We start from the raw sequence: 22185 nt of genomic DNA on the forward strand, positions 1-22185 counted from the left end.
CGTGATGAAGTCGCCCTTCTCGTTGATGCCGGAGAAGTCGACGATCTCCTGGTAGCGGGACCTGATCTCCTCGCGGGACATGCCCATGGCGAGACCGCCCAGGATGACGTTGCGTTCGCCGGTCAGGTCGTTCATCAGCGCCGCGTTCACGCCGAGCAGCGAGGGCTGGCCGTCGGTGTAGACCCTGCCCTTCTCGGCGGGCAGCAGGCCGGCGATGGCACGCAGCAGGGTGGACTTGCCGGAGCCGTTGGAGCCGATCAGTCCGATGGCCTCGCCGCGGTAGGCGATGAAGGACACGCCCTTCACGGCGTGCACCTTGCGCACGCCCCGCGCCGAGTCGTCGGAGCCCCGCTTGACGATGCGGCTGAGGGCGGCGGTGGCGCTGCCCTTGCCGGACTTGGCGCCGTTGACGCGGTAGACGATGTGCAGCTCGTCCGCGATGACGGTGGGCACCCGTGCCCCGTCCCTGCGCGCGGCGTCCCTGCCGGAGTTCTGCTCAGCCACGGCCGTACCTCTCCTCCGCCTTCCAGAAGTACACGAAACCGCCCGCGAAGAAGACCACGGCCCAGAACACGGCAAGGGGCCACACGTGCGGCGGGAGGTGCGAGGCGCCGTAGTCGTCGATCAGCGCGAAGCGCACGAGGTCCATGTAGACCGCGGCGGGGTTGGCCTGCATGGCGCGGATCACCCACTCCGGCCGCCCGGCCATGATGCCGCTGATGGAGAACATCACGCCCGACGCGTACATCCAGGTGCGCATGATGAACGGCATCAGCTGGGCGAGGTCGGGGGTCTTGGCCCCCATCCGCGCCAGGATCAGCGCCAGGCCGGAGTTGAACAGGAACTGCAGCACCAGCGCCGGGACGATGAGCAGCCACGACAGGCTCGGGTAGTTGCCGAACGCGATCGCCACGACGAACACCACGATCATCGAGAACAGCAGCTGCTGGAGCTGCTGCAGGGCGAACGAGATCGGCAGGGAGGCGCGCGGGAAGTGCAGCGCGCGCACCAGACCGAGGTTGCCGGAGATGGCCCGCACGCCCGCCATGACCGAGCTCTGGGTGAAGGTGAACACGAACACGCCGATCACCAGGAACGGGATGTACGTGTCGTGGCCCATGCCCCGGCTGGCCTTGAGGATGATGCCGAAGATGAAGTAGTAGACGGCCGCGTTGAGCAGCGGGGTGGCCACCTGCCAGACCTGGCCGAGCTTGGCCTGGCTGTACTGGGCGGTCAGCTTCGCCTGGGAGAAGGCCAGGATGAAGTGGCGCCGGCCCCACAGCTGGCGTACGTACTCCATGAGCGGGGGCCGGGCGCCGCTGACGGACAGCCCGTACTTGGCGGCGAGCCGGGCCGCCGGGAGCCCCTCGTCGGGCGACGGCGCCGCGCCGAGGGCGACGCCGCCGTCATGCGTTGTCTCACTCACAAGTGGATACTTTCGTCTTCGAGATGCGCAGCCCGTGCGGGTCACGGGCGTGGCGCGAGCACGGCCGGCGGTGGCCGGCCGGTGCTCCCAGGGAACGAGCTTGTCAGATGACCGGCGGACGGCCCAGTCGGGTGAGCCGCCACACCGTACGCCACTTCATGGGCCGGCGCGGCCCGCACGGCGCGGTCCACCCCTCCCTGAAGCCCCCGAACCAGGCCTTGAGGGCAGGGCGCGAGGGGCGGCGGGCGAGGGTGAGCAGCAGCCACACCCCCAGGTAGACCGGCACCAGCGGGGCCGGGAGGTTGCGGCGGGCCAGCCAGACCCGGTTGCGGGCGACCAAGCGGTGGTAGACCGCGTGCCGCGAGGGCGCGGTCGCCGGGTGGTACAGCACCATGTCGGACCGGTAGTCGATCATCCAGCCCGCGTCGAGGGCCCGCCAGGCCAGGTCGGTCTCCTCGTGCGCGTAGAAGAACTCGTCCGGGAGGCCGCCGACGTCCGCGAAGACCTTCGAACGGACGGCGTTGGCGCCGCCGAGGAAGGTGGTGACCCGGGAGGAGCGCATCGGGTCGGAGGCCCGCAGCCGCGGCACATGGCGGCGCTGGGTCTGCCCGGTCTCCGGGTCGGCGATGCGGAAGCTGATGATGCCCAGCTCCGGGTCGGCCGCGAAGGCCTTACGGCACAGCTCGGCGGTGTCGTGGCGGGCGAGCAGGCCGTCGTCGTCCAGGAACAGCAGGATGTCGACGTCGCGGCCGCCCGGGCCGAAGGCCTCGATGCCGACGTTGCGGCCACCGGGGATGCCCAGGTTCTCGGGCAGCTCGATGGTCCGGACACCCTCGGGGACGTCCGGCACGGGCGAGCCGTTGCCGACGACCACCACCTCCACCGGGTCGCCGTCCTGCTTGGCGACCGAGTCGAGCAGGGCCCTGAGCTCGTCGGGACGGTTGCCCATGGTGATGACGACGGCCCCGACCTTCGGCGACCTGCCCACGGCACTCACCGCAGCCTGCTGGAGGCGAGGATGGACACCAGGTGCAGCAGCGTCTGCACCAGCGCGATGCCGGCCAGCACCGCCGTGCCGAGCCGGGTGAAGAACAGATCCCCCCGGGCCTGGTCGGCGATCGCGAGGACCAGGATCAGCAGCGAGGCCTCGATCCCGAGGATCAGCCGGTGGAACTTCAGCGCCGCCGCGGCCCGGCGGGCCAGCGCCATCCCGGACGAGCGCGGCTCGGCCGCGGCCTCCTTCACCGGCGGCAGCCCGCCCTGGTGGCGGGCGACGCCGACGAGGTCTGTCTCGGCCTTGATCAGGATCGCGCCGAGCGCGGCCAGGGTCCCCAGGAAGGCCCACAGCCAGTCGATCCGCCCGCCTCCCCACAGGTCGGCGGCGCGCAGTCCCAGCCCGACGAGGACCGCCGCGTCGGTGAGATAGGCCCCGACCCGGTCCAGGTAGACGCCGCCGAGCGAGAACTGCTGCTTCCAGCGCGCGACCTCACCGTCGACGCAGTCCAGCAGCAGGTACAGCTGGACCGCCACCACGCCGAGCACGGCGCCCCAGATCCCCGGCACCAGCAGGGCCGGGGCCGCGAGGACGCCGAACAGCGTCATCAGGTAGGTGAGCTGGTTGGGCGTGACCCTGGTGCCTACCAGGTAGCGGTCGATTCGCAGGGACACCTCGCGCATGTAGAGGCGCCCCGCCCAGTGTTCGCCGCTGCGCCGGTCCTTGACCCCCGCGGGGTGGACGACCGGTCTGAGTTCAGCTACCGATGGCCTTGACATAGTCGGCGTAGAGGTCCTTGATCTGGTCGGTCTTCAGGTCGAGGTGTTCGAGGATCGTGTAGCGGCCGGGCCGGGTCTCCGGGGCGAACCCCACCACGCGGACGAACTCGTCCACGGTGAAGCCGATCTCCTCCGGCAGCACGGGCAGCCCGTGGCGGCGCAGCACATCGGCCATGAAGGCCGACTCCTCGTGGGCGCCGCGCAGGTACATCGCGAAGGCCGCGCCCAGTCCGCACTGCTCGCCGTGGCTCGCGGCGCGCTGCGGGAACAGCAGGTCGAAGGCGTGGTTGATCTCGTGGCAGGCCCCGGAGGACGGCCGTGAGTCGCCCGACACCGACATGGCGATGCCGCTGAGCACCAGCGCCTCGGCGAGCACCTGCAGGAAGCCGTTGTCGCCGATGCCGCCCGGGTGGCGCAGCACGGCCTCTCCGGCCTGCCGGGCCATGGCGGCGGCCAGGCCGTCCACCTTCTCGCCGTTGACGCGGTTGGCCAGCTCCCAGTCCGCGACCGCGGAGATGTTCGAGACGGCGTCCCCGATGCCGGAGCGCACGAAGCGCGCCGGTGCCTCGCGGATCACGTCCAGGTCGATGACCACCGCGATCGGGTTCGGCACGCCGTACGAGCCGCGGCCCGCGTCGTTGTCGAGGGTGGCGACCGGGGAGCACAGGCCGTCGTGGGCGAGGTTCGTGGGTACGGCGACCAGCGGCAGGCCGACGCGCGCGGCGGCGAACTTGGCGCAGTCGATGATCTTGCCGCCGCCCAGGCCGACCACGGCGTCGTAGTGGCCGGACTTCATCTGGCCGGCCAGCCGGATCGCGTCGTCGAGGGTGCCGCCGCCCACCTCGTACCAGGTGGCGCCGGGCAGCAGGGGCTCGATCCGCTCGCGCAGCCGGGCACCGGAGCCGTTGCTGACCGCGACGGCCAGGCGGCCCGAGTGCGAGACGCGCTCGTCGGCCAGCACGGTCGCCAGGTCGTTCAGCGCCCCCGCGCGGATGTCGACGGCGACCGGCGTCGGGATGAGCCGGGTCAGTACTGGCACGCGATCTCCCGGCCCTTGGCGAGGTCGTCGTGGTTGTCGATCTCGACCCACTTCACGTCGCCGATCGGGGCCACGTCGATCTTCAGGCCGCGGTTGACGAGCTCCTGGTAGCCGTCCTCGTAGTACAGCTGCGGGTCGCGCTCGAAGGTGGCCTTCAGCGCGTCCGCCAGCTCCTCGGCCGCCTCGCCCTCGATCAGCGTGACGCCGATGTACTCGCCGGTCGCCTCGGCCGGGTCCATCAGCTTGGTGATCTTCCGGACGCCCTTGTCGGGGTCGACGACGACCTTCATCTCCTCGTCGGCGAGCTGCTTGACGGTGTCCAGGGCCAGAATGATCTTCTTGCCGTCGCCGCGGGCGGCCAGCAGGGTCTTCTCGACGGAGACCGGGTGGACGGTGTCGCCGTTGGCGAGGATCACGCCGTCCTTGAGGGCGTCACGGCCGCACCACAGGGAGTAGGCGTTGTTCCACTCCTCGGCCTTGTCGTTGTCGATCAGGGTGAGCTTCAGTCCGTACTTCTGCTCCAGGGCCGCCCTGCGCTCGTACACGGCCTCCTTGCGGTAGCCGACGATGACGGCGACCTCGGTCAGGCCCACCTCGGCGAAGTTGCCCAGCGTGAGGTCGAGCACCGTCAGGCTGTCCTCCGCACCCTCGGGCCCCACCGGCACCAGCGCCTTGGGCAGGGTGTCGGTGTAGGGGCGCAGGCGCCGTCCGGCACCGGCCGCCAGCACGAGGCCGATCATGCGGGTTCTCCTTCGTCGTGTACAGCGGGCGCCCCTGCGGACACCCAGAAGCGGATGCTCTCGGTGAGCACCACCACGGCCACGAGCACGGCGAGGGCCGTGAGCGCGACCTTGAACTGAGCAGCGGTGAGCAGTGCGGCGAGCACGGTGACGAGCAACGTCCGCCCCTCCTGCCCCCCTATGGCGCGCACCAGCAGAGCCGGTGGCGCTCCGGCGTTGCCGCGGATGCGGTACACCGTGTCGTAGTGATGGTAGGCGACGGCCGCAACCAGCCCGAAAGCCGCCGGCAGCGCTCCGTTCACGTTCGCGTGGGCCGCGAGGACCAGAACCGTGCCGTACTCCGCGGCCCGGAACAGCGGCGGGACCAGCCAGTCGAGGGAGCCCTTGAGGGGGCGGGAGAGGGCCTGGCCCGAGGTGACCGCGTAGACGACGGCGCCGCAGACGGGCGCCCAGGCCACCCCCGAGAACAGGGACACGGCGAGGACGGCCGTACCGGCCAGGGCCGCGGGCAGCGGGCCGCCGAGGCGGACGCGTGTGACACGGCCCACGAGGGCGGCGATCATCCCGTTGTCCGCCAGGTCGGCCAGCGCCTGCGCCGCCCGGTCCGTCCGGTTCGCCTTGCGGGTCACCGAGCGCAGCACGCGGCCCGCGGTGGTGTACGTGGCGGCGAAGGCGCACCCGATGAGCAGGGCGTAGAAGGTGATGCGGGGGGTGGTGGCCGCGGTGAGGACGGCGATCATCGCCCAGCGCTCGCCGATGGGGAGCACGATCATCCGGCGCACCCAGACCGTCCAGCCGACGCTGTCGAGCTTGTCGGAGAGGGCGGCGGTGGGGCTGGTGTTGGCGGTGGCGTCGTGGTTGGCCTCCGTGAAGGAGAAGTCGACCACGTGCCGGCAGGACTGCAGGACCATGGCGCCGAGCGCCAGGGCCCACACGTCGTCGCCGCCGCGGGCGGCGCCGAGGGCGAGTCCGGCGTAGTAGGCGTACTCCTTGGCCCGGTCGAAGGTGGCGTCGAGCCAGGCGCCGAGGGTGGAGTACTGCAGCGAGTAGCGGGCGAGCTGTCCGTCGGTGCAGTCCAGGACGAACGAGGCGATCAGGAGCACTCCGGCGGCGACGAACCCGCCGCGGGTGCCGGTGGCGGCGCAGCCGGCCGCTATGAGCGCGGTGAGCAGGGATGCGGTGGTGACCTGGTTGGGGGTCAGGCCGCGGCGTGCGCACCAGCGGGCGATGTAGCGCGAGTACGGGCTGATGAAGAAGGTGGTGAAGAAGCCGTCGCGGGCCTTGACGGCCGACTTCAGGCGGACCGCCTCGTCGTCCACGGCGGAGACGGCCTGCCGTGCCTCGTTGCGGGCCTGCGGGTCGGCGGGGACGACGGCGACGAGACTGCCGAGCTCGGGACGGTGCACGCCGGCGCCGTCGGCCTCCAGGCCGGCGGTGATCCGGTCGGCGAGGCTGTCGACCGCGACCGCGGTGCCGCCGCCGGCGGAGTTCTCCCGGGCCATCGCGCGGGTCAGCGCCTGCCGGCCGTCCGGCTGTGCCGTCACGGCGCCGGGGACGGCGGCGAGCGGGAAGCGCGGGTCGGTCAGCCCCAGGCGCAGGGCGTGCAGATGGCCGACGAACCCGGCGTCGACGACGGCGACCCGCTGGTCGCCGGGCACCTGCGCGAGCAGGGTCTCGGCGGCGGAGACATCGACGGCGATCCGCACGTCGAAGCCGAGGGACAGCAGATCGCCCTCGATCGACGATCCGGGCACCGGTCGGCCGGTGAGGATGGCGGTCGACAACCGAACTCACTCCCTGGTGCCGACGCGTCCGCGCCGGTCATGTGCATGATGGAAGGCGCACCGTTGGCCCGTGGCACCGCGGCGGCATGTCGGCAGAGGCTATCGGATGCTCGGAATTCCGTGTTCACCGGCCGTTCACGGGCCGATCGACGGGGCATGCCGCAGGCCTTGGCCGCGATCATCATCGTTGATCGGACGGCCGGTTCACAAACTCCGGCACCAGATCGGACGTACTTCCACATACACCCTCCACCTGTCCCTGATTCCCGGATCGGCTGAGGCCCGGCGCGGGGTACTCGAGATGGTCTCCTCGGCGCGGCAGAGGTGGGGGCCGCGCCACGGCGGCCGATCGGTCGCGCGTCCTGACCTGCGCTTCGTTTACGCAGGTCAGGGCACATGACAACGGTGTTCAGTGCCGCGTTGCCCGATACCCCCCACCCGTAGTTCACTGTGGTCCCGAGCGGAACACAGGAGGGCGGTCAGTCTCATGGGGGCCGGTCACGACCACGGGCACACGCACGGCGCGGGCGGTACGGCCGCGGCGGCGCACCGCGGCACGCTGCGCGTCGCACTGGCGATCACGCTCACCGTGATGGTGGTGGAGATCATCGGTGGTGTGCTCGCGGACTCGCTCGCGCTGGTCGCGGACGCCGCCCACATGGCGACGGACGCCCTCGGGCTCGGCATGGCGCTGCTGGCGATCCACTTCGCGAACCGGCCGCCGAGCCGGAACCGCACCTTCGGCTACGCGCGGGCCGAGATCCTCGCCGCGTTCGCCAACTGCCTGCTGCTGCTCGGCGTCGGCGGCTACGTCCTGTACGAGGCCGTCCAGCGGTTCCTCTCCCCGGCCGGCACCCACGGCGGGCTGATGATCGTGTTCGGTCTGATCGGCCTGGTGGCGAACTCGGTCTCCCTGACGCTGCTGATGCGCGGCCAGAAGGAGAGCCTGAACGTGCGCGGCGCGTTCCTGGAGGTCGCCGCGGACGCGCTCGGCTCGCTGGCGGTCATGATCTCCGCGGCGGTGATCCTGCTCACCGGCTGGCAGGCCGCCGACCCGATCGCCTCCCTCGCCATCGGCCTGCTGATCGTGCCGCGCACCGTCAAGCTGCTGCGCGAGACCCTCGACGTGCTGCTGGAGGCGGCTCCGAAGAACGTCGACATGGCCGACGTACGGGCGCACATCCTGGCCCTGGACGGCGTCGAGGACGTGCACGACCTGCACGCCTGGACGATCACCTCCGGCCTTCCGGTGCTGTCCGCACACGTGGTCGTCAGCTCCGAGGTGCTCAGCGCCATCGGCCACGAGAAGCTGCTGCACGAGTTGCAGGGCTGCCTCGGCCACCACTTCGACGTGGAGCACTGCACCTTCCAGCTGGAGCCGAGCGGGCACGCGGAGCACGAGGCGCGTCTGTGCCACTGAAGCCGTGTTCTGGAACCGACCGGAGATGCCCGGACGGTTCCGGACGGGTCCGGACGGGCACGATCACTTACCGGGTCCCGCTTCCGGCGTCCGACCGGTGACGGCCGCCGCCCACGGCTGCAGCGTGGGACATGCGGGTGTGCCGGGAAGTGCCGGGAGTGCCGGATTCGTGCGGCAGACTTGGGGCCCGAGGACCGATGTGAAGGATGGGTATGCCGATCACACCTGCTACCGCGACGCACAGCTCGTCGAACGGGACCGCGGACGCGATCTTGCTGGAACTCGTCGACGAGGACGGCGTGACGATCGGCACCGCGGAGAAGCTCGCCGCCCATCAGCCGCCGGGGCGGCTGCACCGCGCCTTCTCCGTGTTCCTCTTCGACGAGCACGGCCGGCTGCTGCTCCAGCAGCGGGCGCTCGGCAAGTACCACTCCCCGGGTGTCTGGTCCAACACATGCTGCGGCCATCCCTACCCGGGCGAGGCGCCCTTCGCGGCGGCGGCCCGGCGGACGTACGAGGAGCTCGGGGTCTCCCCCTCGCTGCTGGCCGAGGCGGGCACCGTCCGCTACAACCACCCGGACCCGGTGTCGGGTCTGGTGGAGCAGGAGTACAACCACCTCTTCGTCGGCCTGGTGCAGGCCGCACTGCGGCCGGACCCGGAGGAGGTCGGCGCGACGGCGTTCGTGACGCCCGCGGAGCTCATGGAGCGGCACGCCACGGAGACCTTCTCCTCCTGGTTCATGACGGTGCTGGACGCCGCGCGTCCCGCGATCAGGGAGCTGACCGGTCCGGCGGGCTGGTGAACACGCGGGGCGGAACACTCACCGGACCGGGGGACGCGGTCACCGGACCGGAGGGCGCGGTCACCCGACCGGGTGGCACGGTCACAGCACGGGTTTGAGCGGCAGGGCGGCCCAGATCACCTTGCCGCCGCTCGCCGTGTGCTCCACGTCGCAGACCCCGCCCGCCTCCCGGGCGATCTCCCGGACCAGCAGCAGTCCGCGCCCGCCGGTGCGCGCGTGGTCGGTCTCCAGCGCGGTCGGCCGGTAGGGATGGTTGTCCTCCACGGACACCCGCAGCCACTCGGCGCCGACGGCGACCTCCACCGCGAGCATCGGGGACAGCACCGCCGCGTGCCGCACGGCGTTCGTGACCAGTTCGGACACGATCAGCAGCAGCCCGTGGACCAGGTCGTCCGAGGCCGGTACCCCCTGGCGGCGCAGCAGGTCCCGCACGGCGTGCCGGGCCTGCGGGACCGAGGCGTCGACGGCGGGCGCGGTGAACCGCCAGACCCCCTCGTACGGCGGCGGATCCGGCGGCCGGGCGTCCAGGTAGGCCTCCGCGCCGCCCGCTGGGCGCGGCCCGTCGCCGCGCCCGTGGTTGTCCATCGCCCAGTCGCCGCCCTCGCGCTCGATTGTCACCACACGTCGAGTGTTGGTAACGCAGCGCTCGGCCCCAAGGACTGAACGCAAGTCAGCTGATTTCCAGCACTTTCCGACCGTTTGCGCATGACCACGTCGCGGCGGCGACCGTTTCTGCCCGGTCCGCGCCCCTTTCGGGAACTCTTCGGGTTGTACGGGCCGTCATCGCCCCCGTCCCGGACCGGCGCACCCTGTTGAGCAAGCGCTTGGCCGGGCGGATAGCATCCGGCCCATGGAGCCCCAGTTGTCCCACCGGGTCGCCGGCTCGGTCGCCACCGTCGTCGTCAGCCATCCGGCCAAGCGCAACGCCATGACGGCCGCGATGTGGCGGGCGCTGCCGCCGCTGCTGGACGGGCTGGCCCGTGACCCGGCGGTGCGGACGCTGGTGCTGACCGGGGAGGGCGCGACCTTCTGCGCGGGTGCCGACATCTCCACGCTCCAGGGCTCCCCGCAGGAGGCGCAGGGGCTGTCGGTGGCGGCCGAGGAGGCACTCGCCGCGTTCCCCAAGCCGACGCTCGCCGCCGTACGCGGTCACTGCGTCGGCGGCGGCGCCCAGCTCGCGGCGGCCTGCGATCTGCGGCTGGCCGAGGAGGGGGCGCTGTTCGGGGTGACCCCCGCGAAGCTCGGCATCGTCTATCCGGCGTCCTCCACCCGGCGGCTGGTGTCGCTGGTGGGGCCGGCCACCGCGAAGTACCTGCTGTTCTCCGGCGAGCTGATCGGCACGGAGCGGGCGCTGCGCACCGGACTCGTCGACGAGGTGCTGCCCGAGGGCGAACTGGACAAGCGCGTCGCCGAGCTGACCCGGATCCTGGTGTCCCGTTCCCAGCTGACCCAGGCCGCGGCCAAGGAGTTCGCGAACGGCCGGACGGACCGGGACGCGCACTGGGTCGAACAGGCGGCCGGCAGCAGCGACACCTCCGAGGGGGTCGCCGCGTTCCTGGAGCGCAGGCAGCCGCGCTTCGGCTGGAATGTGCCTACGACACGATGAAGCGGCTCTTGGCGCGCCACTCCTCGACGAGGCGGGCCGGCGCCTTCCGCGGGGAGCCCGCGTCGTAGGGCGGCTGTGGGTCGTACTCGGTCAGCAGCTGGACCGACATGGCGTAGTCGTCGCCCGCGAGGGTGCCCAGCAGGGTCAGGCCCATGTCGATGCCGGAGGAGACGCCGGCCGCGGTGACGTACTTGCCGTCGACGACCACCCGCTCGCCGGTCGGTTCGGCCCCGAAGCGCGGGAGCTGGTCCAGGGCCAGCCAGTGGGAGGTCGCGCGACGGCCCTGCAGGAGCCCCGCGGCGGCCAGCAGCAGGGAACCCGTGCAGACGGACGTGGTCCAGGTGCTGGTGGCGTCGGCGGCGCGCAGCCAGTCCAGCAGGACCTGGTTCTCCATCTGCGGGCTCTGGCCGGGACCGCCGGGCACGACCACGATGTCGGGGGACGGCACGTCGGCCAGGGTCCGGTCGGCGGTGATCGCGAGGTGCCCGGTGTCGGTACGGACCGGTCCGCTCCGCTCGGCGACGAAGACGGTGTCCGCGCCGGGGAGGCGGCCCAGGGTCTCGTAGGGACCGACGGCGTCGAGTGCGGTGAAGCGGTCGTAGAGGACGATGGCGATCTGCACGGGTCTTCCCTTCGGTAGGTGGTGCCGTGTCGGGTGGATCAGGGGGGTGGATCAGGTGACGGGCGCGGGGCGGAAGCGGCGCCGGTACTCCGCGGGTGAGGCGCCGAGCGTGCGCAGGAAGGCGCGCCGCATCGCCTCGGGTGTGCCGTAGCCGCTGGCGCGGGAGATCTCCTCGATGCCGTCGGCGGTGTCCTCCAGCAGGCGGCGGGCGTGTTCGAGGCGGACCCGGTCCACGTACCGGCCAGGTGGCATGCCCGTCTCGGCCTGGAAGGCGCGGGCGAAGTGGCGCGGCGAGAGGGCGGCGCGGGCGGCCAGGGACTCGACGCTCAGGTCGCCGGCCGGGTGCTCGGTGATCCACTGCTGGACGTCCCGGAGGGGTTCGCGCCGCGCGGTCTGCGCGGCGAGCTGGGCGCTGAACTGGGCCTGGTTGCCCGGCCTGCGCAGGAACACCACCAGGTGGCGGGCGACGGTGAGCGCGGCGTCCCGGCCCAGGTCCTCCTCGACGAGCGCGAGCGCCAGGTCGATTCCCGCGGTGACACCGGCCGAGGTGGCCACGTCGCCGTCGCGCACGAAGATCGGGTCGGGGTCGACCTCGACGGCGGGGTGCTGCCGGGCGAGCGTCTCGCAGTACGCCCAGTGCGTGGTGACCCGGCGGCCGTCCAGCAGGCCGGCGCGGGCCAGGAGGATCGCCCCGGTGCACACCGAGACGAGCCGCCGCGCACGGGGGCCGGCCGACCGCAGCCACTCCACCAGCCGCGGATCGGGCCGACGGGTGCCCTCGCCGCCGGGCACGAGCAGGGTGTGCGGCTCGGACGCCCGGGTCAGTGACCCGTCCGGTACGAGGGTCAGGCCGCTGGAGGTGCGCACGGGACCGCCGTCGAGGGAGGCCGTACGCACGCGGTAGGTCCCCGGGCTGTGCCGCTCGGCACCGGAGAAGACCTCCACGGGTCCGGTGACGTCCAGGCTCTGCACGCCGTCGAAGAGGACGACGAGAAGGGTTCGCTGCGCCATGGCTCCGATTCTTCGCGGCCCTGCCGACGGCGGCAACGACGGATTTCCCACCTTTCCTGCCATGCGGACACCGATGAGCAGGCATACCGCGCGGTCACCAGCGGTACTCGACCGGCTCCGGTCACCGGACCGGAGGAAGGAAGGGAGATGCCCGTGTTCCGTGCCATCGCAGACGTGCTGCGGCAGATCGGCGGGGCGATCGCCACGGTGGTGACGCTGCCGTTCCGCGCCCTGGCCCGGCTCTTCGGCGGAGCTTCGAGCACGACGCGCCGCAGCGGGGCCTGACCGGCCCGCGAGCGACGCCCGGCGGCGCGCGGGGCGGGCCCCTGGCGGGATTCCGCCCCGCCGGGCCGCGCCCTGTCCGCCCGGCTGTCGGTGCCGCCTGTCACAATTGCCGCGCAAGTCGAAGCGAGAAGGCGGTACGGGAACGTGACGACACCCGGGTCCCTCGGAGCAGGGTCCATCGAAGGCAGGATCGCCGAGGAGCTCGGCGTACGGGAGCGGCAGGTGAAGGCCGCCGTGGAGCTGCTCGACGGCGGTTCGACGGTGCCCTTCATCGCCCGCTACCGCAAGGAAGCGACCGAGATGCTCGACGACGCGCAGCTGCGCACGATCGAGGAGCGGCTGCGCTATCTGCGGGAGCTCGAGGACCGCCGGACGGCGATCCTGGAGTCGGTGCGCGAGCAGGGCAAGCTCACCGACGAGCTGGAGGCGCGGATCCGGGGCGCCGAGACCAAGGCGCGGCTGGAGGACATCTACCTGCCGTACAAGCCCAAGCGGCGGACCAAGGCGCAGATCGCCCGCGAGGCGGGCCTGGAGCCGCTGGCGGAGGGCCTGCTCGGCGACCCGGCCGTGGAGCCGCTCGCCGCCGCGGCCGCCTTCGTGGACGCCGACAAGGGAGTGGCCGATCCGCAGGCCGCGCTGGACGGGGCCCGGGCGATCCTCACCGAGCGGTTCTCCGAGGACGCGGACCTGATCGGCGAGCTGCGCGAGCGCATGTGGGTGCGCGGACGGCTGGCCGCCAAGGTGCGGGAGGGCAAGGAGGAGGCGGGCGCGAAGTTCGCCGACTACTTCGACTTCGCCGAGCCGTTCACCGAGTTGCCCTCGCACCGGATCCTCGCGATGCTGCGCGGCGAGAAGGAGGAGGTCCTCGACCTCGTCCTGGAGCCGGAGGAGGCCACCGACGGCCCGTCGTCGTACGAGGGCATCGTGGCCCACCGGTTCGGGATCGCCGACCGTGGCCGGCCCGCCGACAAGTGGCTCACGGACACGGTCCGCTGGGCCTGGCGCACCCGGATCCTGGTCCACCTCGGCATCGACCTGCGCCTGCGACTGCGTACGGCCGCCGAGGACGAGGCGGTGAACGTGTTCGCGGCCAATCTGCGCGACCTGCTGCTGGCCGCCCCGGCCGGCACCCGCGCGACGCTGGGCCTGGACCCGGGCTTCCGTACGGGTGTGAAGGTCGCCGTGGTGGACGCGACCGGCAAGGTCGTCGCCACGGACGTGATCCACCCGCACGTCCCGGCCAACCGGTGGGACGAGGCGATCGCCAAGCTGGCCCGCCTCGCCAAGGAGCACGCGGTCGATCTGGTCGCGATCGGCAACGGCACGGCGTCCCGGGAGACGGACAAGCTCGCCGGTGAGCTGATCAGCCGGCACCCGGAGCTGAAGCTCACCAAGGTGATGGTGTCGGAGGCGGGCGCGTCGGTGTACTCGGCGTCGCAGTACGCCTCGCGGGAGCTGCCGGACATGGACGTGTCGCTGCGCGGCGCGGTCTCCATCGCGCGCCGCCTCCAGGACCCGCTCGCCGAACTGGTCAAGATCGATCCGAAGTCGATCGGCGTCGGTCAGTACCAGCACGACCTGTCCGAGGTGAAGCTGTCCCGCTCGCTGGACGCGGTGGTCGAGGACTGTGTGAACGGTGTGGGTGTGGACGTCAACACCGCGTCCGTGCCGCTGCTCGCGCGGGTCTCCGGCATCACCTCCGGGCTCGCCGAGAACATCGTGGCGCACCGGGACGCCAACGGGCCGTTCCGGTCCCGCGCGGAGCTGAAGAAGGTGCCTCGGCTCGGCCCGAAGGCATACGAGCAGTGCGCGGGCTTCCTGCGCATCCGCGGCGGTGACGATCCGCTGGACGCCTCCAGCGTGCACCCGGAGGCGTATCCGGTGGTCCGGCGGATGGTGAAGACCACCGGTCAGGAGGTGGCCTCGCTGATCGGCAACACCGGGGTGCTGCGCTCGCTGAAGCCGGCCGAGTTCGTCGACGACACGTTCGGCCTGCCGACGGTCACCGACATCCTGCGCGAGCTGGAGAAGCCGGGCCGCGACCCGCGGCCCGCGTTCAGGACGGCCACCTTCAAGGAGGGCGTGGAGAAGATCTCCGACCTGTCCTCCGGGATGATCCTGGAGGGCGTGGTCACGAACGTGGCGGCCTTCGGCGCGTTCGTGGACGTCGGTGTCCACCAGGACGGTCTGGTGCACGTCTCGGCGATGTCGAAGACGTTCGTCAAGGACCCGCGGGACGTGGTCAAGCCGGGCGACATCGTCAAGGTGAAGGTGCTGGACGTCGACATCCCGCGCAAGCGGATCTCGCTGACGCTACGCCTGGACGACGAGGCGGCGCCGCAGGAGCGGCAGGGCGGCGGCGAGCGCCGGCAGCGCGGCGGCCGTCCGCCGCAGCAGCGTCAGGGCCGCGGTGGCGGCGGTGGCGGCGGTGGCGGTGGCGGCTCGCGCCAGGCGCCGCCGCCCGCCAACAGCGCGATGGCCGACGCCCTGCGCCGCGCGGGCCTGCTCGACTCGAAGAACGGCCGCCGCTGACGGCAACCGCCGAGGACCGGGAACCGGCGCCGCCGGGGCCCGGCCCTCGAACCGGCGCCGCCGGGCCCGCCGCGTGAGCGAGCGGGTCCCGGCGGTAGGCGGCACCGGGCCGTACGCGCGGCCCGGACGGTACCGGCAGTTACGCCCGCCGGCCGCTGCGGGCCGCGGGCCGGCGGCGGGCGAGGCGCGCGTCGCGAGGCACACGGCCGCCGCGGGCACGTGCCCGCGGGGCGTTATCGGGGGTGCGGGCCCGGTGGTAGGGCCGAGTACGGTCGCGGGGCCGCGCTGGCGGACGAGGGGCCCAACTGGAAGGCGCCCGACGGCTGCCCCGTACGCATCACCTCGTCGAGTTCCCGGCGTATGCTCGTGGCCGCGTCACGGACTCGTGCGGGCACGTCGCCGCGCTCGGCAACGAGTTGGTGGTAGATGGGGGCGTCTTGGAACATGGGCAACCAGGCCTTTCGGTCGGGAGTCTCGCTGCGCGAGGCAACGGTTGCCGAGTGTAAAGCCCCGCGTCCGCCGCGCTCATGGCACCCGGTGCCTCGAGCGGCTAACGTTCGGTCACCTTGCCGTCGGCGACCTCCAGATGACGGGTGGTCCGCACCGCCTGGAGCATGCGGCGGTCGTGGGTGACCAGCAGCAGCGTGCCCTCGTAGGACTCCAGGGCCGACTCCAGCTGTTCGATCGCCGGCAGGTCGAGGTGGTTGGTGGGCTCGTCCAGGACCAGCAGGTTGACGCCCCTGCCCTGGAGGAGGGCGAGGGCGGCCCGGGTGCGCTCCCCCGGCGAGAGGGTCGCGGCGGGACGCAGCACATGGTCGGACTTCAGGCCGAACTTGGCCAGCAGCGTGCGCACGTCCACCGGTTCGGCGTCCGGGACCGCCGCGCGGAAGGCGTCCAGCAGCGTCTCGGGGCCGTGGAAGAGGCGGCGGGCCTGATCGACCTCGCCGACCAGGACGCCCGAGCCCAGGGCCGCGTGTCCCGCGTCCGGCGTGATCCGCCCCAGCAGGGCGGCCAGCAGCGTCGACTTGCCGGCGCCGTTCGCGCCGGTGACCGCGACCCGGTCCGCCCAGTCGATCTGCAGGGACACCGGGCCGAGCACGAAGTCGCCGCGCCGCACCTCGGCGTCGCGCAGCGTGGCGACGACCGCGCCCGAGCGCGGGGCCGCCGCGATCTCCATGCGCAGCTCCCACTCCTTGCGGGGCTCCTCGACGACCTCCAGCCGTTCGATCATGCGCTGGGTCTGGCGGGCCTTGGCGGCCTGCTTCTCGCTGGCCTCGCTGCGGAACTTGCGGCCGATCTTGTCGTTGTCGTTGCCCGACTTGCGCCGGGCGTTCCGCACGCCCTTGTCCATCCAGGTGCGCTGCATCTGCGCCCGGTCCTGGAGGGCCGCCTTCTTGTCCGCGTACTCCTCGTAGTCCTCCCGGGCGTGCCGGCGGGCCACCTCCCGCTCCTCCAGGTAGCCCGCGTACCCGCCGCCGTAGAGGTTGATCTGCCGCTGGGCGAGGTCGAGTTCGAGGACCTTGGTGACGGTGTGGGTGAGGAACTCGCGGTCGTGGCTGACGACGACCGTGCCGGCGCGCAGCCCGGTCACGAAGCGTTCCAGCCGCTCCAGGCCGTCCAGGTCGAGGTCGTTGGTCGGCTCGTCGAGCAGGAAGACGTCGTAACGGGAGAGCAGCAGGGACGCGAGGCCGGCGCGGGCCGCCTGGCCGCCGGAGAGGGACGTCATGGGCTGGTCCAGGTCGACGGCCAGCCCGAGGGAGTCCGCGACCTCCTCGGCGCGCTCGTCGAGGTCGGCGCCGCCGAGGCCGAGCCAGCGCTCCAGGCTGCTCGCGTACCGGTCGTCCGCGCCGGGGGCGGCGTCGACGAGGGCCTGGGTGGCCTCGTCCATCGCCCGCTGGGCCTCGGCCACTCCGGTGCGGCGGGCCAGGAACCGGCGTACGGTCTCGCCCGGGCGGCGTTCCGGCTCCTGCGGGAGGTGGCCGACGGTCGCGGCCGGCGGGGAGAGCGTGAGTTCGCCCTGCTCTGGCGCGTCCAGCCCGGCGAGCATCCTGAGCAGCGTGGACTTGCCCGCGCCGTTGGCACCGACCAGCCCGATGACGTCGCCGGGCGCGACGACGAGGTCGAGCCCGGAGAACAGGGTGCGGTCACCGTGTCCGGCGGCGAGGTTCTTGGCGACGAGGGTGGCAGTCATCAGGTCGCCGATCCTAACGGGAGCGTCTGACGGGAGTGTGCCGGCGCAGGGCCGGTGTGCGTGCGGCATGACGGGTTCCGCTACGGTCCCGGCATGGTTGGTGAACCGGGTGGACCGAGTGACGAGGTCGTGGTGGTCGGTGGCGGGGTCATCGGGCTGACCACGGCGATCGTGCTGGCCGAGGGCGGCCGGCGGGTGCGGGTGTGGACGAGGGAGCCGGCCGAGCGGTCGACCTCGGCCGTGGCGGGCGGGCTGTGGTGGCCCTACCGGATCGAGCCGGACGCCCTCGTCGGGGAGTGGGCGCTCGACTCACTGGCCGTGTACGAGGACTTGGCCGCACGCCCGGACGAGACGGGCGTGCGGATGGTCGAGGGGGTGCACGGCGAGACCCGGCTGGACGCGCTCGGGCCGTGGGCCGCGCGGGTGCCCGGACTGCGGGTGGCAGATGCCGGGGAGTACCCGGGGACGGCGCTGTGGGCGCGGCTGCCGCTGATCGACATGTCGACTCATCTGCCCTGGCTGCGGGAGCGGCTGCTGACGGCGGGCGGGGCGGTCGAGGAGCGGGCGGTGACGGATCTGGCCGCCGTCGACGCCCCGGTGGTGGTGAACTGCACGGGCCTGGGCGCCCGCGATCTCGTACCGGATCCAGGGGTGCACCCGGTACGAGGGCAGCTCGTGGTCGTGGAGAACCCGGGGATCACGACATGGCTGACCTCCGTCGACCGGGCGTCGCAGTCCTCGACGTACTTCCTTCCGCAGCCGGGCGGACTGCTGCTCGGCGGCACGGCGGAGGAGGACGCCTGGTCCCTGACGCCCGACCCGGCGGTGGCCGAGCGGATCGTGGCGCGGTGCGCGGCGCTGCGGCCGGAGATCGCAGGGGCGCGGGTGCTGGAGCATCGGGTGGGGCTGCGTCCGGCGCGGCACGCGGTGCGGCTGGAGCGCGCGGAGCTGCCGGACGGGCGGGTGCTGGTGCACAACTACGGGCACGGCGGGGCCGGGGTCACCGTGGCGTGGGGATGCGCGCGTGCGGCCGCCACGCTGGCGTGTCCGGCGGCCTGATCGCACGAGCGCCCGGTCGGAGATCGGCCGCCCTCATGCAGGAGCCCGGCCGCGGTCTTGCCCGAGATCGGTGGCACTCATGTCCGAAATCGGCGGCACTCATGACGGCCGGATGGCGATCGTGTGACAGCGGTGGCCATGGACATGCCTGCGGTCACAGGGACTCAATAGGCTCCGAACAGCCTTCGTCCACCTATGACTTGGAGCTGACGTGCACCGCAGAATCATCGTGCCGGGCGCACTGGCGGCGGCCTCCCTGTTGCTGGCGATCCCGGCATCGGCCGCGAGCTACTCCCCCGGCGCGCCGGGCATCGGCGACCCCTATTACCCGTACTACGGCAACGGCGGCTACGACGTGTCGCACTACGACCTGAGGCTGACGTACCGGCCCGGCACGGACGAACTGGCGGGCACGGCGACCGTCTCGGCGCGGACCACGCAGGACCTGTCCAGCTTCGACCTGGACTTCCTGCTGGACGTGAGCGAGGTACGGGTCAACGGCGCGCAGGCCGCCTTCACCACCTCCGGGCAGCACGAGCTGGTGGTCACGCCGAAGCACCCGCTGGCCAAGGGCACGCCGATCACGGTGGTGGTCCGCTACAGCGGGGTGCCGTCCACGAAGAGCGCGTACGGCTTCACGACCTGGCACCGCACCCCGGACGGCGCGGTGGCGGCGGACGAGCCCGAGGCCGCCTGGTGGTGGTTCCCGAGCAACGACCACCCCAGTGACAAGGCCACCTACGACGTGTCGGTGGCGGTCCCGGACGGCACGCAGGCGATCTCCAACGGCACGCTGCAGTCGACCAGCTCGCAGCGGGGCTGGACCCGCTACAACTGGCGCCAGAACAAGCCGCAGGCGACATATCTGGCCACTCTCGCGCTCGGGAGGTTCGACATCACCACCGGCACCTCCGAGGGCGGCGTGCCGGTGATCAACGCCTACAGCAAGGACCTCGGCGACAATGACGGGGCGGCGCGGGCGAGCGTGGAGCGCACCGGGGAGATCGTCGACTGGCTGAGCGGCTATTTCGGGCCGTATCCGTTCAGCTCGGCGGGCGGCTACGTGCCGAACACGACGACCGGGTACGCGCTGGAGACGCAGACCCGCGTGTACTACAGCCCGAAGCAGTTCGCGAACGGATCCAACACGTCCGTGGTGGTGCACGAGCTGGCCCACCAGTGGTACGGCGACAGCGTGTCGCTCAAGGGCTGGAAGGACATCTGGATCAACGAGGGCTTCGCCCGCTATGCGCAGTGGCTGTGGTCGGAGCACGAGGGCGAGGGCACGGCACAGGAGCTGGCGGACTACGTCTACGCCTCGCACCCGGCCGACGACGCCTTCTGGACGGTGAAGCCGGGTGATCCGGGTCCGGACGACCAGTTCGACGCGGCGGTCTACGACCGGGGCGCCCTCGCCATCCAGGCGCTGCGCAACGACATCGGCGACGAGGCGTTCTTCGCCGTCCTGAAGGGCTGGCCGCAGGAGCACGCCTACGGCAACGCCTCCGTGGCCGACTTCCAGAAGTACGCGGAACAGGTCTCGGGCCGGCCCCTGGCCGCGCTCTTCGACACCTGGCTGTTCCAGCCGCTGAAGCCGGCCGCCCCGGCGGCCCGCACGGCGTCCCTCACCGCGACGCCCACGACCGAGCGGCAGCCGAAGTCGTGGAAGAAGATCGAGGCGACGAACGACGTGCACGGCAGGTGAGTGAGGGCCGGACCGCCCCCCGGGCCACTCCGCCCAGGGCGGTCCGGCTCACGCCTCGGGCGGTCCCGTTCAGCCGTCGTGGTCGTACACCGTGACCGCGATCCCCCGCCGCAGCAGCCGCTGCACGATCAACGGCTCGACCCGCTCCCAGCTGCCCCCGGCGAGCCCGCACCCTATGCGCGGCATGTGCACGGAGGCCTCGAGCTCGACGGCCCGCTCCGCGAGCCGGTCCAGCGCCCTGTCGATCGCGTCGTACCGCACGGGCACGCCCTTGCTGCCTCGGCGTATCCCGCGCTGGCCGATCATGTTGGCCACCCAGACATACCGGTCGACGGGGACGACCTGGACGGCGCCCAGGCCGAAGTCGTTGCTCGCGCGGTCGCGGTGCCAGGCCCGGTAGGCCGCCTCCGGCTCGGGCCAGCGCCGGGAGAGGGCCAGGACGAAGCCCTTGCCCCAGCCCCCGATGTCGTTGCAGACATGGGCGATCATCTTGACGCCCTTCGCCGACGGCGCGGTGGCGTCACCTCGGATGTAGGTGATCTCCGACATGACGCCACCGTACGGGCTGCCACTGACAGTGGCGGTGAGCTGCTACTTCGTGAGCTGGGACAGTTCCTGGTCCGTCTGCTGGTTGACCCGGCGGCGGACGCCGAACCAGCCGGCGACCAGGAGCACGGCGACCACAGGGATGAGGAGGAGGGTCTTGCGGCCCACCTCGGGGTCGTTCCACATCAGGCCCAGGCAGGCCAGGAGGAAGGCGATCGTGGCGATCTCGGTGACCGGGCTGCCCGGGAGGCGGAAGTGCGGCCGGGTGGCCAGGCCCGCCTTGGCGCGGCGGACGAAGATCAGGTGGCAGATCATGATGATCACCCAGGTGCTGATGATGCCGAGGGAGGCGACGTTCAGCACGATCTCGAAGGCCTGGCTGGGCATGAGGTAGTTCAGGCCGACGCCGAGCACGCAGATCGCGCAGGTCAGCAGGATGCCGCCGTAGGGGACCTGGGTGCGGCTCATCACGCGGGTGAACTTCGGCGCGGAACCCGCCACGGCCATGGAGCGCAGGATGCGGCCGGTGGAGTACAGGCCGGAGTTCAGCGACGACATGGCGGCGGTGAGGACGACGAGGTTCATCACGTCGCCCGCGCCGGAGACGCCGATCTTCGACAGCACCGTCACGAAGGGGCTCTCGTCGGCCGAGTACACCGAGCCGGGCAGCAGCAGGGCGAGCAGCACGACCGAGCCGACGTAGAACAGGCCCACGCGCCACATGATCGAGTTCACCGCGCGCGGGACGACCTTCTCGGGCTCGGCGGTCTCGCCCGCGGCGACACCGACCAGCTCCAGCGCGGCGTACGCGAAGATCACGCCCTGCATGACGATCACGACCGGCATGGCGCCGTGCGGCAGGATCCCGCCGTGGTTGGTGATCACGCCCAGACCGGGGGTCTGGCCGTCCACCGGGTGCTGCGTGGCCAGCAGGAAGATGCCGACCAGCATGAAGGCGACCAGGGTGGCCACCTTGACGATCGCGAACCAGAACTCCATCTCGCCGAAGATCTTCACCGAGATCAGGTTCACGGCGAGCACGACGGCGAGCGCGATCAGCGCCAGCACCCACTGCGGGACCGGTGTGAACAGGCTCCAGTAGTGCGTGTACAGGGCGATCGCGGTGATGTCGGCGATACCGGTCGTCGACCAGTTCAGGAAGTACATCCAGCCGGCGACGTAGGCGCCCTTCTCGCCGAGGAACTCGCGCGCGTACGACACGAAGGACCCGGAGGAGGGCCGGTACAGGACCAGCTCGCCCAGGGCCCGGACCACGAAGAACGCGAAGACGCCGCACACCAGGTACGCCAGCGCGAGCGCGGGGCCCGCGTTGTGGAGGCGGCCGCCGGCGCCCAGGAAGAGGCCGGTGCCGATCGCTCCGCCGATGGCGATCATGTTGACGTGGCGGTGCTTGAGGTCCTTGCTGTATCCGGCGTCGCCCGCGTCGGCGGGCATCGTGGTCGCCTGGGGATGGTCGGCGACCTGGGCCGTGTGCACGGCGTCCTTGCTCAAGGGTGGTTCCACTCTCTGGTGCGCCGGGCGGGGTGCGCCCGGTCGTCCGTACAAGTCGCGGCCCGCACCACCCGTGACGCGGTACAGACCAGAACCGCAGCTTCCCAGGGAGATCGACCGTCATGCGATGG

20 protein-coding genes are annotated in these 22185 nt (G+C 72.0%); 7 read left to right on the plus strand and 13 right to left on the minus strand.

Annotation, left to right across the window (positions count from 1 at the left end):
• From IE318_RS45355 to IE318_RS30425, 7 genes are all read right to left on the minus strand, one after another.
• The coding region (locus IE318_RS45355) for an ATP-binding cassette domain-containing protein (RefSeq protein ID WP_229903836.1) at positions 1-504 on the minus strand (504 nt) is incomplete at its 3' end.
• Positions 497-1426: an ABC transporter permease gene (locus IE318_RS30400; protein ID WP_030168799.1), complete on the minus strand. Its 930-nt coding sequence runs from the start codon at positions 1424-1426 to the stop codon at positions 497-499. The genes IE318_RS45355 and IE318_RS30400, both read right to left, overlap by 8 nt.
• 103 nt (positions 1427-1529) lie before the next feature.
• Positions 1530-2375: a glycosyltransferase family 2 protein gene (locus IE318_RS30405; RefSeq protein WP_373311326.1), complete on the minus strand. Its 846-nt coding sequence runs from the start codon at positions 2373-2375 to the stop codon at positions 1530-1532.
• Between the two features lie 44 nt (positions 2376-2419).
• Complete coding sequence (locus tag IE318_RS30410; RefSeq protein ID WP_189905490.1) at positions 2420-3199, minus strand: CDP-alcohol phosphatidyltransferase family protein; 780 nt, start codon at positions 3197-3199, stop codon at positions 2420-2422.
• A complete protein-coding gene (locus IE318_RS30415) occupies positions 3177-4238 on the minus strand; it encodes an iron-containing alcohol dehydrogenase family protein (protein WP_030168808.1) in 1062 nt (353 codons plus the stop codon). Before IE318_RS30415 ends, IE318_RS30410 begins: the two co-directional genes overlap by 23 nt.
• The gene (locus tag IE318_RS30420; RefSeq protein ID WP_030168811.1) at positions 4226-4978 is read right to left on the minus strand and encodes a phosphocholine cytidylyltransferase family protein; all 753 of its coding nucleotides are present in this window, start codon (positions 4976-4978) and stop codon (positions 4226-4228) included. The genes IE318_RS30415 and IE318_RS30420 overlap by 13 nt, the downstream gene beginning before the upstream one ends.
• A complete protein-coding gene (locus IE318_RS30425; protein ID WP_189905492.1) occupies positions 4975-6762 on the minus strand; it encodes a DUF5941 domain-containing protein in 1788 nt (595 codons plus the stop codon). The genes IE318_RS30420 and IE318_RS30425 overlap by 4 nt, the downstream gene beginning before the upstream one ends.
• Before the next feature lie 487 nt (positions 6763-7249).
• Between IE318_RS30425 and IE318_RS30430 the strand changes: the two genes are divergently transcribed.
• Together IE318_RS30430 and idi are read left to right on the plus strand one after the other, a co-directional pair.
• Entirely contained in the window at positions 7250-8182 is a 933-nt protein-coding gene (locus tag IE318_RS30430) for a cation diffusion facilitator family transporter (RefSeq protein ID WP_189905494.1), read from the plus strand.
• Between the two features lie 212 nt (positions 8183-8394).
• The gene (idi, locus tag IE318_RS30435; RefSeq protein WP_030168821.1) at positions 8395-8985 is read left to right on the plus strand and encodes an isopentenyl-diphosphate Delta-isomerase; all 591 of its coding nucleotides are present in this window, start codon (positions 8395-8397) and stop codon (positions 8983-8985) included.
• An 81-nt stretch (positions 8986-9066) separates the two neighbouring features.
• On the opposite strand, the gene IE318_RS30440 is transcribed toward idi, so the two are convergent.
• Positions 9067-9570, minus strand: coding sequence for an ATP-binding protein (locus tag IE318_RS30440; RefSeq protein WP_189905598.1), 504 nt, complete (start codon positions 9568-9570; stop codon positions 9067-9069).
• A 265-nt stretch (positions 9571-9835) separates the two neighbouring features.
• On the opposite strand from IE318_RS30440, the gene IE318_RS30445 reads away from it, so the two are divergent.
• Entirely contained in the window at positions 9836-10591 is a 756-nt protein-coding gene (locus IE318_RS30445) for an enoyl-CoA hydratase/isomerase family protein (protein ID WP_189905496.1), read from the plus strand.
• Here IE318_RS30445 and IE318_RS30450 read toward each other — a convergent pair.
• Positions 10578-11213 (minus strand): DJ-1/PfpI family protein, encoded by a 636-nt coding sequence (locus tag IE318_RS30450; RefSeq protein WP_189905498.1) that lies wholly within the window; start codon positions 11211-11213, stop codon positions 10578-10580. The genes IE318_RS30445 and IE318_RS30450 overlap by 14 nt on opposite strands.
• 51 nt (positions 11214-11264) lie before the next feature.
• Positions 11265-12224, minus strand: a complete 960-nt coding sequence (locus IE318_RS30455; protein ID WP_189905500.1) for a GlxA family transcriptional regulator — start codon at positions 12222-12224, stop codon at positions 11265-11267.
• A gap of 153 nt (positions 12225-12377) precedes the next feature.
• On the opposite strand from IE318_RS30455, the gene IE318_RS30460 reads away from it, so the two are divergent.
• Positions 12378-12509, plus strand: a complete 132-nt coding sequence (locus tag IE318_RS30460) for an LPFR motif small protein (protein ID WP_267882681.1) — start codon at positions 12378-12380, stop codon at positions 12507-12509.
• 144 nt (positions 12510-12653) lie between these two features.
• Positions 12654-15041, plus strand: coding sequence for a Tex family protein (locus IE318_RS30465; protein WP_189905503.1), 2388 nt, complete (start codon positions 12654-12656; stop codon positions 15039-15041).
• 550 nt (positions 15042-15591) lie between these two features.
• On the opposite strand, the gene IE318_RS30470 is transcribed toward IE318_RS30465, so the two are convergent.
• Positions 15592-17232, minus strand: a complete 1641-nt coding sequence (locus IE318_RS30470) for an ABC-F family ATP-binding cassette domain-containing protein (RefSeq protein ID WP_189905505.1) — start codon at positions 17230-17232, stop codon at positions 15592-15594.
• 93 nt (positions 17233-17325) lie between these two features.
• On the opposite strand from IE318_RS30470, the gene IE318_RS30475 reads away from it, so the two are divergent.
• Positions 17326-18291, plus strand: a complete 966-nt coding sequence (locus IE318_RS30475; protein ID WP_189905507.1) for an FAD-dependent oxidoreductase — start codon at positions 17326-17328, stop codon at positions 18289-18291.
• A gap of 211 nt (positions 18292-18502) precedes the next feature.
• Positions 18503-19996, plus strand: coding sequence for a M1 family metallopeptidase (locus IE318_RS30480; protein WP_189905508.1), 1494 nt, complete (start codon positions 18503-18505; stop codon positions 19994-19996).
• Positions 19997-20065: 69 nt separating this feature from the next.
• On the opposite strand, the gene IE318_RS30485 is transcribed toward IE318_RS30480, so the two are convergent.
• A complete protein-coding gene (locus IE318_RS30485) occupies positions 20066-20545 on the minus strand; it encodes a macro domain-containing protein (protein ID WP_189905510.1) in 480 nt (159 codons plus the stop codon).
• Positions 20546-20587: 42 nt separating this feature from the next.
• On the minus strand, positions 20588-22054 hold the full coding sequence (locus IE318_RS30490; protein WP_189905512.1) for an amino acid permease: 1467 nt from the start codon (positions 22052-22054) through the stop codon (positions 20588-20590).
• Positions 22055-22185 lie beyond the last annotated feature (131 nt).

The organism is Streptomyces spiralis (genome assembly GCF_014654675.1).
Classification (GTDB): domain Bacteria; phylum Actinomycetota; class Actinomycetes; order Streptomycetales; family Streptomycetaceae; genus Streptomyces; species Streptomyces spiralis.